Consider the following 13,436-nt stretch of genomic DNA (forward strand, 5'->3'; position numbering starts at 1 on the left):
GGTCCCGCGCTTCCGTTGCGAGATTAACGACAAAAGCAATTCTTGGGAGGTTTCCAATGGCCAGCATTAATCCGAACGGCCCGCTGAAGGGCCGCACCGCCGTCGTCACCGGCGCCAGCCGTGGGATCGGCGAGGCGATCGCCGCCAGGCTCGCCATGGAAGGTGCGCGGGTGGTCTGCTCGGCACGCACCGCTGAGAGCGGCGACAGCAAGCTGCCGGGCACGCTCCACGACACGGTCGACCGGATCCGCCGCGCGGGCGGCGAGGCGACCTTCATCAAGGCCGACCTCTCCGTCGCCGAGGACCGAGAGCGGCTGATCGAGCAGGCCGTGGAGGCCTATGGCCCGGTCGACATCCTGATCAACAACGCCGCCGTGACCTTCTTCATCCCCGTCGAGACCTTCCCCAAGAAGCGCTTCGACCTGATGATGGAGGTGCAGGTCTGGGCGCCCTTCCACCTCTCCCAGCTCGTCCTGCCCTCGATGCGCGAGCGCAAGCAGGGCTGGATCGTCAACATCTCCTCGCCGGCCGGCCTGCATCCGCGCATGCCCTACGCCCGCCGCTCGGGGGGCACGGTCTACGGCATGTGCAAGGCGGCGCTGGAGCGCTTCACCACGGGCCTGGCGTCGGAGGTCTATGACGACAACGTCGCGGTGAACGTCGTCTCGCCAGGGCTCGTGGACACGCCCGGGGTGGCGGTGCACGGCCTGATCAACGAGCAGACCAGGGACCGCGTGCAGCCGATCGAGTTCATCGCCGAGGCGGTCTACCGCCTGGCCTCGGGCGATCCGAAGACGCTCACCGGCAAGATCGAATACGCCGAGCCGTTCCTGAAGGAGCTCGCGGTGCAACCTGCCGAGCTGGTCTGAGCATGATCGAGCAGAGCGTCGACATCCCCACCAAGGACGGGGCGACCACCACCTTCATCGTCCATCCGGAGCGCGACGGGCCGCACCCGGTCGTCATCTTCTTCATGGACGCGCCGGCGATCCGCGAAGAGCTGCGCGACATGGCCCGGCGGATCGCCACGGCCGGCTACTACGTGATGCTGCCCAACCTCTACTATCGGAAGGGCGTCATGGAGCTGGGCGACCTGCCGCCGCTTGCCGAGGCGGAGGCGCGGGACCGGATGTTCGAGCTGATGAACTCGCTCAGCATCCCGCTGGTGATGGACGATGCCGACGCCCTGCTCGACTTCGCCGACCGCGATCCGGCCGCCGGCGCCGGCCCTGTGGGCGTGGTCGGCTACTGCATGAGCGGCCAGTACGCGATCAACTTCGCCGCCCGATGGCCCGAGCGGGTCGGGGCGGCGGCCTCGATCTACGGCGTGCGGCTGGTCACCGACGAATCCGACAGCCCGCACCTGGCGGCGGCCAAGGCGGCGGGCGAGCTCTATTTCGCCTGCGCCGAGCACGACGCCTACGCGCCGCTGGAGATGGTCGAGGCGCTGGACCAGTCGATCAAGACCCGCAACCTCAACGCCGAGGTGGAGCTCTATCCAGGCGTCCACCACGGCTTCGCCTTCCCGCAGCGCGCCGCCTACGACAAGCCGGCGGCCGAGCGGCACTGGGAGCGGCTGTTCGCCCTGTTCCGGCGCAACCTGATCTAGGGCCGCTGCGCCACCACCGGCGGCATCCAGCCGGGCTCCAGGGTCTTGGCGGGATGGGAGGCGCTGACCATGCCGAGGAACGGCGGCGCGATCTCGTAGCCGAGCAGCGACTGGGCGCAGGGCGACATCTCGCGCACCTGCTCGCGCGGGACCGCCAGCCAGAAGTTCTCCTGCGGCCGCGCCCAGGGCTCGCAGTACTGGTTGGTGAAGGCCAGCCGCGGGCGATCGGTGACGTTCGCGCCGCCGCGGTGCAGCAGGGTGCCACAGAAGACCAGCGCCGCCCCGGCGGGGATCTCCATGGGAACCAGCATGGCCTCCATCTCAGCCAGGTCGTTGGGCCGGCCGGGGTCGCCGGGCTCGCCCCACAGATGGCTGCCCGGCACGATCTCGGTGGCGCCGTTGGCGCGCGTGAAATCATCAATGGCGCCGATGACGCTGATGCCGATCGGCGGCCGCGGCCGGCGCTGGCGATAGAAGCCGTCGTCCGAATGGATATCCTGCGCCGTTTCGCCGGGGTTGAGCGAGATGGCGTGGCTGGCGGAGAGCAGGAAGTTGGGCTGCAGGAAGCGGCCGATCAGGGCCATGAGCCGCGGGTCGGTGGCGATGGTCTCGAAGATCCGGCCGCGGGCCACGAGGGTATAGATCCGCTCGGTGTTGAAGCCTTCGAAGTCATTGCGGCCGCGGTGCGTGCCGCGATAGGGCGCCAGCGCCTCGCGGAAGGTCTCGAGCGCCCCGGAGTCGAGGAAGCCGTCGATGACCGTGTAGCCCGCCTCGCGCATGCGCGCCTCGTGGAGCTCGGTGTCGAAACCGACTGACGCTGTGTCCATGGTTCCAGCCTCCCGCCAACACTGTATCATGGCGAGAAGGGCCTCAGTCGAACCTGTCCGCGAGGAGTCCACATTGGCCGCTTCCACACTCCAGATCCGTCGCGTCGCCGGCGCCCTCGGGGCCGAGATCTCCGGCCTCGACCTTTCCGGGGACCTGTCCGACGACACCATCGCCGCGATCCGCGCCGCCCTGGTCGAGCACCAGGTGATCTTCTTCCGCGACCAGGAACTGACGCCGGCCCAGCAGGTCGCCTTCGGCCGCCGCTTCGGGCCGCTGAACGTCCATCCCTACGTCAAGGGCATGGCCGACCATCCGGAGGTGATGGAGATCATCAAGGAGCCGACGGACCGGATCAATTTCGGCGGCGGCTGGCACTCCGACATGAGCTTCCTGGAGCGGCCCGCGATCGGCTCGATCCTCTACGGCGTGGAGATCCCCGAGTTCGGCGGCGACACCCTGTTCGCCAGCCAGGCGGCGGCCTACGACGCCCTGTCGCCGGGCCTGAAGAAGACGCTGGAAGGGCTGAACGGCGTCCACTCCGCCAACCGCGAATACTCGGCCGCGGGCCAATCGGCCCAGAAGCGCTCGTCGATGGCCGTGGCGGAAGCCGAGGGCATGGCCGGGGAGTACGTCCACCCGCTGGTGCTCACCCATCCGGAGAGCGGCCGCAAGGCGCTCTATGTGAACCCCGCCTTCACGATCCGCATCGAGGGCTGGTCGAAGCGGGAATCCAAGGCCCTGCTCGACTACCTGTTCGAGCACTCCCGCTATGAGGCCTTCACCTGCCGGTTTTCATGGCGGAAGGGGTCGATGGCCTTCTGGGACAACCGCTCGGTCTGGCACTTCGCCCTCAACGACTACCCCGGCCAGCGCCGCCATATGCGGCGCGTCACCGTCGATCCGCAGCCGGAGGTCCGCGCCGTGGGAGCGGCGGCCTAGATCGCCCGGAAACAGTCCACCACCTCGCCGATCCAGCGCTTGAGGTCGTCCTTCTTGTCGAGGGGCGTCGCGCCATGGCGGACGAGGACCATGTCGAGGTCCGGAACGCAGACGGTGTACTGACCGTCGTAGCCGTTGGCCGAGAACGAGCCGGGGCCGCCGAGGTCCAGCCACCAGTGGGCGCCGTATCGGCCTTCGGTCTCCGCCGCGCCGGCCTGCTGGAAGGTGGGCGTGCGGGCGTAGTCCACCCAGCCCTCGGGCAGGATGCGCCGCCCGTCCCAAACCCCGCCGCGGAGGTAGAGCGTGCCGAAGCGGGCGAAATCGCGGGCGGTGGCGAAGCAGAAGGATGAGCCGATGAAGGTCCCGGCGTCGTCGAACTTCGGGACCGGGCTCGCCATGCCGATCGGGGCGAACAGGCGCTCGCGCATGAAGGCCTCGAAGGCCGCGCCCTTGGCGCCGATCGCCCGCGCGAGGGCGCGGGAGACGATGTTGGTGGTCCCGCTCGAATAGTACCACTGCGCGCCGGGCGGCTGGGCCAGAGGCGCGCTCGCCGCGAAGCCCGCCACGTCGGCCTTGCCGTCCCCGAACAGCATGGCGATCACGTCCGAAGGGCGGTCGGGCAGGTACTCCTCGACCCAGGCAAGGCCGCTCGACATGCGCAGGAGCTGGTCGAGGGTGATCGCGCCGCGCGGATCGCCGGCGCCGCGCCACTCCGGCGCAACGGCCGGAGCCATGACGTCGAGCCGCCCGTCGCCCGTCGCGATGCCGACCAGCGCGTGGGTGATGCTCTTGGCCTTGGACCAAGAGGGATAGGTCTGCTCCGGCCCGAAGCCTTCGCCGTACTGCTCGTGGACGATCCGGCCGCCCTGGACGATCACGAGGGCGTGGGTCTCGCCGAGCCGCGGCGTCGACCTGGCGGCGAAGGCGTCCTGCATGAGCTCGGCGAACCGCGTCTTCTTCAGGGCGGCAGGGGCGTCGCCGACGGGCCAGTCGACGGTGGGCCAGGGGACGCCGGCGGGCTGGATCGGCAGGGGCGGCAGGCGGGTGAGGGTCTCGCTCATGGTCGCCAGCCTCTCAGCTTTCCGGCGGCCGATCCAGCGTGGGCGCGCTGAGGGAGCGGCGTTCTCGCAACGGGCGGTTCGGGGGCATGTCCAACCTGTCCGGCCGGGCTGTTACGACGATTTAATTCGCGGGCGGGCGTTCAGCGGGTTGCCGTTCGCCGGCGGCGCCTTAAGCCTTTGCGCCGTCGATAGATCCTTCGGGGAGACGTCCCATGCTCAGCCGCCGCCACATGCTGCTCGTCGCCGGCGCCAGCGCCGCGCTGGCCGGCTGCGCCACGGCCAAGCCGCCGGCCGCGCCCGCCGCCCCGCCGCCGCCGGCTCCGCCCCCTGCGCCGCCGCCCACCGCCGAACAGCAGCTGAACGCCGCCCTCGACGACTTCTTCAACGAGTATCTGCAGAACTTCCCCGAGCTCGCGTCCTCGCTCGGCCTCGACACCGGCGCGCATGCGGACCTGAAGTCGAAGCTGCACCGGGGCTCGCTCGAGGCGCTGCAGCAGGACAAGGCCCGCACGGCCGCCCAGCTCGCGCGCCTCAACGGCATAGACGCGGCCAAGCTTTCCGGCATGGCGGCGGTGAACTACGCCTCCGTGCACGAGGACCTGCGGGTCACCGACGCGGCCAACCGGCGCTACAACTACGGCGGCCAGGGCGCGGGCAGCCCCTATGTGCTGAGCCAGATCACCGGCTCCTACCAGGACGCGCCCGACTTCCTGGCGACCCAGCACACCATCGAGACCGCCGCCGACTGCGAGGCCTATGTGGCGCGCCTGTCCGAGCTCGGCCGGCTGATCGACGAGGAGAGCGAGCGCTGCCGCCATGACGCCGGCCTCGGCGTGATCCCGCCGGACTTCGCCCTGAAGGGCGCGATCACCTCGATGAAGACCATCAACACCGGGCCGGAGAAGAGCGTCCTCGTCACCTCGCTGGTCGACCGCGCCCGCGCCAAGGGGATCGCCGGGGACTGGCAGGCCAAGGCGTCGCGGGCCTATTCCGAGCGGGTCGGCCCGGCCATGGACCGCCAGGCCGCCCTGCTGGCGGACCTGCTGCCGAAATCGACCCACGACGCCGGCGTCTGGCGCCTGCCCGACGGCGAGGCCTACTATGCCGCGGCCCTCGCGAGCCAGACCACCACCACCATGACCCCCGCCGAGGTGCACCAGCTCGGCCTCGAGGTCGGCAAGGAGCTCTCCGCCCGGGCCGACGTGCTGTTCAAGAAGATCGGCATGACCAAGGGCACGGTCGGCGAGCGCTACAAGGCGCTCTTCAAGTCGAAGAAGTACATCTACCCCAACACCGACGCCGGGAAGGCCAAGCTGGTCGCTGACCTCAACAAGGTCGTCCAGGACATGCAGGCCCGCCTGCCGCAGTACTTCGGCGCCCTGCCCAAGGCGCCGCTGGAGATCCGCCGGATTCCGAAGGAGACCGAGCAGGGAGCCTCGACCCACTACAACTCGGGCAGCCTCGATGGCACGCGGCCGGGCATCTACTGGCTGAACCTGCGCGACACCGCCGAGGCGCCCTACTGGGACCTGATCACCACCACCTACCACGAGGGCATCCCGGGCCATCACCTGCAGCTCACCCTGGCGCTGCAGGCCGACCTGCCGATGCTGCGGCGGGTGTCGGGCTTCGGGGCCTACCAGGAGGGCTGGGCGCTCTACGCCGAGCAACTCGCGCAGGAGATGGGCGTCTATGCCGACGATCCGGCCGGCGAGCTCGGCTACATCCACGACGCCCTGCTGCGCTCGGGGCGGCTGGTCACCGACACCGGCATCCACGCCATGCGCTGGAGCCGCGAGAAGGCGGCGCAGACCCTGTCCTCCATCGAGGGGGATCCGATCACCCTCGCCAACCAGGAGATCGAGCGCTACGCGGTCTGGCCGGGTCAGGCCTGCAGCTACATGGTCGGCAAGGTCACCATCCTGCGCCTGCGGGACAAGGCGAGGACCGCGCTGGGGCCCGCCTTCGACATCCGCAAGTTCCACGACGCGGTGCTGCTCGCCGGCGCCATGCCGCTGACCGTCCTGGAGACGGCCGTGGACAACTACATCGCATCGGCGAGGTCCGCCTGAGGCGGCGGATCGCAGCCTGTTGACACGAGGCTGTCAGCAGGCCGGCGTAGGGTGGCCCCGGCGGCTTTCGGAACCCGAACCCAAGAGGTCACCCCATGTCCGACGATCTCGTCTTCTACACCAACCCCCAGTCGCGCGGCCGCATCGTCCGGTGGATGCTGGAGGAGATCGGCCGGCCCTACCGCACCGAGATCCTGCAGTACGCCGACAGCATGAAGGCGCCGGCCTATCTGGCGGTGAACCCGATGGGCAAGGTGCCGGCGATCAAGCACGGCGACACGGTGGTGACCGAGGCCGGGGCGATCTGCGCCTATCTCGCCGACGCCTTCCCGGAGGCCGGCCTCGCGCCGCCGCTCGGCGACAAGCGACGCGGCCCCTACTTCCGCTGGATGTTCTTCGCCGCCGGCCCGCTCGAGGCGGCGATCACGAACAAGAACCTCGGGGTCGAAGTCCCGGCCGAGCGGAAGGCGATGGTCGGCTACGGCTGTTTCGAGGACGCCATCAACGGCGCCGAGCAGGCGCTCAAGGCCGGCGACTACATCCTCGGCGACACCTTCAGCACGGCCGACGTCTATTTCGGTTCGGCGATCGGCTTCTACCTGCAATGGGGCGTGCTCGAGCGGCGGCCGGTCTTCGAGGCCTATGCCGCCCGCCTGCAGGCGCGGCCCGCCGCCGTGCGGGCGCGCGAGATCGACGACGCTCTCATCGCCGCGGCCCAGGCCCAGCAGCCGCAGCCGGCGTAGGCTTCGACGGCCGAGGCCTCAGAGCGCCGCCGCCACGCTGCGGATCAGGTCGCGCATCCAGGCGATGGCCGGCTCGCTCAGGCGCTCCTTCAGATAGGTGAGCGTCACCTCGACGGCGGGCGAGGGATAGGGCGGCTCGATCAGCACCAGCCGCCCGCTCTGCACGGACAGCAGGGCGAGGCGGCGCGGGATCAGGGCCGGCATGTCCGTGCGGCTCGCCACGGCGAGGGCGGAATAGGTGTCGGGGACCCGCACGCCGACCCGCCGCACGAGGCCGCTCTGGGCCAGGGCGGTCTCGAACGCACCGGCGTCCTCCCAGCTCGCCTGGGTGACGAAGCCCCGGCGCTGGGACCGCTCGTCGCCGGGGCCGGCCGGCGCGGGGGAGATCACCGCGTGCGGCACCGACACCAACCGTTCCAGATCGACCTCACCCTCGGTGAGCGGATGGCCGGGGCGAACCACCCAGGCCAGGGTCTCCACCAGGATCGGCTCGCGGGAGAAGCGCTCGGGCGCGGTCACGATGCCCGCGACGGCGAAGTCTACGCGACGGGCGTCGAGCTGCTCCAGCACGTCCGGCGATTGGCCGATGATGGCGAGCTCGGCCAGAGGGGCGTCCTGCGAGAGGCGGCTGACCACCGGCGGCGCCAGCACGCCCGAGGCGTAGGGGCCGGCCATGATCGTGAACCGCCGCTCGCTGGTGGCGGGGTCGAAGTCGGGGAAGGCGAGGGCGGCCTGCAGCTGGTTGAGCGCCGCATGGACCTGAGGCCCCATCTCCAGGGCGCGCGGCGTCGGCTGCATGCCCGAGGGACCTCGGACGAACAGCTCGTCGCTGAGCGAATATCTGAGGCGGTTCAAGGCATGGCTCACCGCGGACTGGGTCAGACCCAGCCGCGCCCCCGCCCGGGTGACATTGCGCTCCTCCAGGAGGACGTCGAACACGCGGAGCAGGTTCAGGTCAGGCGTCGGCATGCAAAGCCTTCATTCATACCGTGACGACATATCATTTTGATCATCAAGGGACGCGCACTATCTGAAAACCGACGGGAGAACGGCGCCGCAAGGATCGCGGGCGCCCGATCCTGCTTTGCTGCATTTGTGAGTTGGGGATTTCCATGCGTGACGTGAGCGATGCCGAGGCCATTCCCGCCCAAGGCAACGCCGAAGTCGATCCCAACGCCGGCCGCGACAGTTTCCTGCGCCGCTGGCGCTGGCCGCTGATGGTCGGCGGGCCGATCCTGATCCTCGCCGTCGTCGCCTATTTCATCGTCACCGGCGGGCGCTTCCAGTCCACCGACGACGCCTATGTCCAGATCGCCAAGGTGCCGGTGGCCGCCTCGATCGGCGGGCGGGTGACCGACATCTACGTCAAGGAGAACCAGTTTGTCCGCAAGGGCCAGGTCCTCTTCCGCCTCGACGCCCGCGACTTCCAGGCCAACGCCGCCGCCGCCGCCGCCCAGCTCGCCAGCGCCCAGCTGCAGCTGAAGGCGCAGCGCGCCGCCTACGAGCAGCAGCAGGCCAATGTGCGCGTGGCCCAGGAAGCGGTCAGCTACGCGGCCCGCGAAGCCACCCGCCAGCGCCAGCTCGCCGCCGCCGGCGTGGCGTCCCAGCAGCAGGTGGACCAGGCGGTGCACGCCGCCCAGCAGGCCCGCGACCAGCTCGCCGCCGCCCAGCAGCAGGCTGCCCAGGCGCTCGCCACGCTCGGTGGCGACCCGAACATCTCCGAGGGCGCGCACCCGGCGGTGCTGCAGGCGCAGGCCAACCTCCAGCGGGCCCGGCTGAACGTCTCCTACACCGAGGTCGTGGCGCCCTCCGACGGCATCGTCACCCGCGTCGAGCAGCTGCCCGTCGGCAGCTATCTGAACCCGTCGCAGACCGCCTTCTGGCTGCTCTCCGGCCAGCCCTGGGTGGAGGCCAACTTCAAGGAAGACCAGCTCGCCCACATGAAGGTCGGCCAGCCGGTCGAACTGCACGTGGACGCCTATCCCGACGCCCATCTCAAGGGTCACGTGGCGAGCTTCGCGCCCGGCACCGGCCAGGCCTTCTCGCCGCTGCCCGCCCAGAACGCGACGGGCAACTGGGTGAAGGTGGTCCAGCGCCTGCCGGTGCGGATCGACTTCAACTCGCCGCCGCCCGGCATGGCCGCGCGCGCGGGTCTCTCCGCCAAGGTGAAGGTCGACGTCCGAGCCGCCGGCCGGGCCGGCTGAGGCCGTCCGCCATGGCTGCGGCTCAGGACACGGCCAACCGCTGGCCGATCACCGTCTCCATCATGCTGGCGACGGTGATGAACTCGCTCGACACCACCATCGCCAACGTCGCCCTGCCGCACATCCAGGGCAGCGTCTCGGCGAGCTCGGACCAGATCACCTGGGTCCTGACCTCCTACATCGTCTCGGCCGCGATCATGACGCCGCTGTCGGGCTGGCTGGCCGACCGGCTCGGCCGCAAGAAGCTGTTCCTGATCTCGATCGCCGGCTTCACTGCGGCCTCGATGCTGTGCGGCATCGCCACGACCCTTCCGGAGATCGTCATCTTCCGCCTGCTGCAGGGGGTGGCGGGCGCGGCCCTGATCCCGCTCTCCCAGGCGGTGCTGCTCGACATCTATCCGCGTGAGCAGCACGGCCAGGCCATGGCCATCTGGGGCGCCGGCGCCCTGCTCGGGCCGATCCTCGGGCCGGCGCTCGGCGGCTACCTCACCGACAACTTCTCCTGGCGGTGGTGCTTCTACATCAACCTGCCGGTCGGCATCCTGGCGCTTGCGGGCGTGTGGCTGTTCATCTCCGGCGACCGCCAGGCGCGCGCCAAGCCCTTCGATTTCCTGGGCTTCGGCATGCTGACCCTGTTCGTCGGCTCCGTGCAGCTGATGCTCGACCGCGGGCCGAGCCAGGACTGGTTCTCGTCCGCCGAGATCACGACCTACGCCATCCTGGCGGCCATCGCCCTGTGGGTCTTCGTCTCCCACACCCTGACGGCCACCCATCCGTTCTTCGACCGGGCCCTCGCGCGCGACCGCAACTTCGTCACCGCCTCGATCTTCGGCTTCTTCGTCGGGGTGCTGCTGTTCTCGACCATGGCCCTGCTGCCGCCGATGCTGCAGGTGCTGATGGGCTATCCGGTGCTGACCTCGGGCCTGGTCACCATGCCGCGCGGCGTCGGCTCGTTCCTGGCCATGTTCTTCGTCGGCCGGCTGATCGGCCGGGTCGACACCCGCGCGATCCTGCTGTTCGGCCTGTCGCTGAACGCGGTCGCCCTCTACCAGATGATGCACTTCGACCTGTCGATGAGCGCGCGTGTCGTGATCATCTCGGGCATCATCCAGGGCTTCGGGATCGGCTTCCTGTTCGTGCCGCTGTCGACCCTCGCCTTCGCCACCATCCCGCCGGTGCTGCGGCCCGAGGGGTCGTCGCTCTACACCCTCGTCCGCAACATGGGCTCGGCGATCGGCATCTCGATCATGCAGGCCCTGGTGGTCTCGAACACCCAGGTCGTGCACTCGTCTCTCACCGCCCACCTCGACCCGGCCAACCCGACCGTCCGCGCGGGCCTGCCGGCGATGATGAACCCGTCCACCGTGGCCGGCGCCGTGACCCTCAACAACGAGATCACCCGCCAGGCCTCGATGGTCGCCTATGTTGACGCCTTCCGCCTGATGTTCCTCGTGACGCTGGCCTGCATGCCGATGCTGCTCCTGATGCGAGCGCCGAAGCGCCAGGCCGGCGGAGAACCTGCCCATGTCGCTGTCGAATAGCCCGCTCCGCTTCCTCGCCGTCTCCGCTTCGGCCCTGGCGCTCAGCGCCTGCGCCGCCGTGGGGCCGAACTTCAAGGCGCCCGAAGGCCCGAAGGGCCCGGCCGCCTCCGGATACGCCATGAAGGGCGATGCGGCCGCGCCCGGCGTGCGCCTCAGCCCCGATGCCCGCGCCGCCGGCCCGTGGTGGCAGGCCTTCGGCTCGCCCGAGCTCGATCAGGTCATGGCCGAGGCCTTGGCCGGCAGCCCGACGCTCGCCGAGGCCGACGCCACTCTGCAGCGCGCCCAGCAGCAGGCCGCCGCCGTTCGCGGCGCCCAGCTGCCGCAGGTGGACCTGAACGGCTCCGCCCAGCGCGAGCACATCAACCTGCAGGCCTTCGGCTTCTCCGGCTTCCCGGGGATGAGCCTCTCCAACCCGACCATCAATCTCTATTCGGTAGGCGGCGCGGTGGGCTACGACCTTGACCTCTTCGGCGGCCGCCGCCGCGCCTCGGAGGCCGCCGGCGCGCGCGCCGATGCGGCCGCCCGGCAGGCCGACGCCGCCTATCTGACCCTCTCGGGCAACGTCGCCATCCAGGCCGTGCGCGTCGCGTCCCTGCGCTCGCAGATCGCCGCCGCCCAGCAGGTGATCGCGGAGGACCGCCGGGTGCTCGACATGATCCGCGCCGCCCAGAAGGCCGGCGCCGAGGCGCCCTCGGCGACCTCCGGCGGCGAGGCCCAGCTCGCCGAGGACGAGGCGCTGCTGCCGCCGCTGCAGCGCGACCTCGACTCCGCGCGCCACCAGCTCGCGCTGCTGGTCGGCAAGTCGCCGGCCGAGTGGGCCGCGCCCGACTTCGACATCGCCCGCTTCACGGCCCCGGCCGACGTGCCGGTCAGCCTGCCCTCGGAGCTGGTCCGCAAGCGGCCGGACATCCTGGCCGCCGAGGCCCAGCTTCACGCCGCGACCGCCGACATCGGCGTCGCCGTCGCCAACCAGTATCCGGACGTGCGCCTCTCGGCGAACCTCACCCAGAGCTCGCTGAAGCCGGAGAACCTGTTCAACTACAAGGCCTCGGGCTGGCAGCTCCTGTCGGGCGTCACCGCGCCGATCTTCCACGGCGGCACGCTGAAGGCGCAGCGCAAGGGGGCCGAGGCCGAAGCCCGGGCCGCGCTCGCCCGCTACCAGGCGACGGTGATCCGCGCCTTCGTCCAGGTCTCCGACGTGCTGGCCGCCCTGGCCGCCGACCAGCAGCAGATCGCGGCCCTCAAGCGCGCCGAGACCTCCTCGGCCGCCAGCGCCCGAGACGCCCAGACCGCCTATCGCCTGGGCGGCGGGACCCTGATGCAGGTGATCGACGCCCAGCGGACCTTGAGCCGCGCGCGCCGCGCCAGCGCTCAGGCCGAGGGCCAGCGCCTGGCCGACCTCGTCCAGCTCTATACCGCCACCGCCGCGGACTGGCGCAGCACCCAGACCGCCGCGCGCTAGGGCGTCAGGTCGGGGTCCAGCCGCGGGCGATCGCCGCGTCCAGGCGCGCGGCGAGGCTCTCGCTGACAGGCGTCATCGGCAGTCGCAGCTCCGGGCTGTCGATCAGGCCGGTGCGCCACAGGCAATGCTTGAGCGCGGCGGGGCTGGGTTCCGCGAACAGCAGATCCGGGATCGCGGCGATCGCGGCCCAGGCCGCCGCCGCCTCGCCTGTGCGCCCGGCCCGAGCATGCGCGTGGACCGCTCGAAATCCCTCCGGGTCGATGTGAGCCGAAGCGGTGACGCCGCCGTCCGCGCCGTCTTCCAGCGCCGCGGCGAAGCCGGCGTCGTCGCCCATCAGCACGGCGAACCCGGCCGGCTTTCTGCGGATGATGTCCCGCGACTGTTCGCGATCGGCGCAGCAGTCCTTCAGGCCCACCACGTTGGTCCGCTCGGCGATGCGCAGCAGGGTGTCGTTCGCAAGGTTCACGCCGGTCCGATAGGGAATGTTGTAGATCAGAATGTCGGCAGGGCTCGTCTCGGCGATCGCCTCGAAGTGCAGCCTCAGCCCCTCCTGCGCGGGGCGAACGTAGTAGGGGCAGGTGGCCAGGAAGCCGTCGCCGCCCCAGCGCTCGGCGGCCTTCAGCGCCCGCACGACGCCGGCCGTCGAGGCGCCGGCCAGGCCGACGAGGATGCGGCTCGCCGCGCCGACCGCCGCCAGCTCGTCCCTGGCGGTCTCGACCACCCGCTGGGTCTCCTCGGCCGAGAGCGCCGGCGCCTCGCCGGTGGTGGCGCAGAGGACGAGGCCGTCGACCCGCGGCGCGAAGGACCGGACCAGCCGGCGCAGCGAGGTCTCGTCGAGGTCGCCGTCCTTGAACGGCGTCACCAGCGGCAGCCAGACGCCGGCGTAGCGGGGGAGGGGGCTTGTCATGTCGTCTCCTGTTGGGGTCCGGAGACGGAGCGCCTCGACCCCGTCGCGCCGGCGGGGTCCTGAACGGGTG

The 13,436-nt window shown here is 70.6% G+C and carries 12 protein-coding genes; 8 read left to right on the forward strand and 4 right to left on the reverse strand.

Annotated elements, in window-relative coordinates; all coding sequences use genetic code 11:
* Nucleotides 1-56 precede the first annotated feature (56 nt).
* Both DJ017_RS09165 and DJ017_RS09170 read left to right on the forward strand, forming a co-directional pair.
* Complete coding sequence (locus DJ017_RS09165) at nt 57-869, forward strand: SDR family NAD(P)-dependent oxidoreductase (protein ID WP_111528429.1); 813 nt, start codon at nt 57-59, stop codon at nt 867-869.
* A gap of 2 nt (nt 870-871) precedes the next feature.
* Nucleotides 872-1,609 (forward strand): dienelactone hydrolase family protein, encoded by a 738-nt coding sequence (locus DJ017_RS09170; protein ID WP_111528430.1) that lies wholly within the window; start codon nt 872-874, stop codon nt 1,607-1,609.
* On the opposite strand, the gene DJ017_RS09175 is transcribed toward DJ017_RS09170, so the two are convergent.
* A complete protein-coding gene (locus DJ017_RS09175) occupies nt 1,606-2,436 on the reverse strand; it encodes a phytanoyl-CoA dioxygenase family protein (RefSeq protein WP_165830580.1) in 831 nt (276 codons plus the stop codon). The genes DJ017_RS09170 and DJ017_RS09175 overlap by 4 nt on opposite strands.
* 73 nt (nt 2,437-2,509) lie before the next feature.
* On the opposite strand from DJ017_RS09175, the gene DJ017_RS09180 reads away from it, so the two are divergent.
* Nucleotides 2,510-3,376, forward strand: a complete 867-nt coding sequence (locus tag DJ017_RS09180) for a TauD/TfdA dioxygenase family protein (protein WP_227000083.1) — start codon at nt 2,510-2,512, stop codon at nt 3,374-3,376.
* On the opposite strand, the gene DJ017_RS09185 is transcribed toward DJ017_RS09180, so the two are convergent.
* Nucleotides 3,373-4,437 (reverse strand): serine hydrolase domain-containing protein, encoded by a 1,065-nt coding sequence (locus tag DJ017_RS09185; RefSeq protein ID WP_111528433.1) that lies wholly within the window; start codon nt 4,435-4,437, stop codon nt 3,373-3,375. The genes DJ017_RS09180 and DJ017_RS09185 overlap by 4 nt on opposite strands.
* 212 nt (nt 4,438-4,649) lie before the next feature.
* Between DJ017_RS09185 and DJ017_RS09190 the strand changes: the two genes are divergently transcribed.
* On the forward strand, nt 4,650-6,509 hold the full coding sequence (locus tag DJ017_RS09190; RefSeq protein ID WP_111528434.1) for a DUF885 domain-containing protein: 1,860 nt from the start codon (nt 4,650-4,652) through the stop codon (nt 6,507-6,509).
* Nucleotides 6,510-6,604: 95 nt separating this feature from the next.
* Nucleotides 6,605-7,252, forward strand: a complete 648-nt coding sequence (locus DJ017_RS09195) for a glutathione S-transferase family protein (RefSeq protein ID WP_111528435.1) — start codon at nt 6,605-6,607, stop codon at nt 7,250-7,252.
* Between the two features lie 18 nt (nt 7,253-7,270).
* Here DJ017_RS09195 and DJ017_RS09200 read toward each other — a convergent pair whose 3' ends face one another.
* Nucleotides 7,271-8,221 carry a LysR family transcriptional regulator gene (locus tag DJ017_RS09200; protein ID WP_111528436.1) on the reverse strand — a complete coding sequence of 317 codons (951 nt, stop codon included), beginning with the start codon at nt 8,219-8,221 and terminating at the stop codon, nt 7,271-7,273.
* A 143-nt stretch (nt 8,222-8,364) separates the two neighbouring features.
* On the opposite strand from DJ017_RS09200, the gene DJ017_RS09205 reads away from it, so the two are divergent.
* From DJ017_RS09205 to DJ017_RS09215, 3 genes are read left to right on the forward strand one after another with little or no spacing between them, the layout of a single operon-like run.
* Nucleotides 8,365-9,456 carry an HlyD family secretion protein gene (locus DJ017_RS09205; protein WP_111528437.1) on the forward strand — a complete coding sequence of 364 codons (1,092 nt, stop codon included), beginning with the start codon at nt 8,365-8,367 and terminating at the stop codon, nt 9,454-9,456.
* An 11-nt stretch (nt 9,457-9,467) separates the two neighbouring features.
* Nucleotides 9,468-10,997: a DHA2 family efflux MFS transporter permease subunit gene (locus DJ017_RS09210; protein WP_111528438.1), complete on the forward strand. Its 1,530-nt coding sequence runs from the start codon at nt 9,468-9,470 to the stop codon at nt 10,995-10,997.
* The gene (locus DJ017_RS09215) at nt 10,981-12,459 is read left to right on the forward strand and encodes an efflux transporter outer membrane subunit (protein ID WP_111528439.1); all 1,479 of its coding nucleotides are present in this window, start codon (nt 10,981-10,983) and stop codon (nt 12,457-12,459) included. Before DJ017_RS09210 ends, DJ017_RS09215 begins: the two co-directional genes overlap by 17 nt.
* A gap of 4 nt (nt 12,460-12,463) precedes the next feature.
* On the opposite strand, the gene dapA is transcribed toward DJ017_RS09215, so the two are convergent.
* On the reverse strand, nt 12,464-13,366 hold the full coding sequence (dapA, locus tag DJ017_RS09220; protein ID WP_111528440.1) for a 4-hydroxy-tetrahydrodipicolinate synthase: 903 nt from the start codon (nt 13,364-13,366) through the stop codon (nt 12,464-12,466).
* Nucleotides 13,367-13,436 lie beyond the last annotated feature (70 nt).

Source organism: Phenylobacterium soli, from assembly GCF_003254475.1.
GTDB lineage: Bacteria > Pseudomonadota > Alphaproteobacteria > Caulobacterales > Caulobacteraceae > Phenylobacterium > Phenylobacterium soli.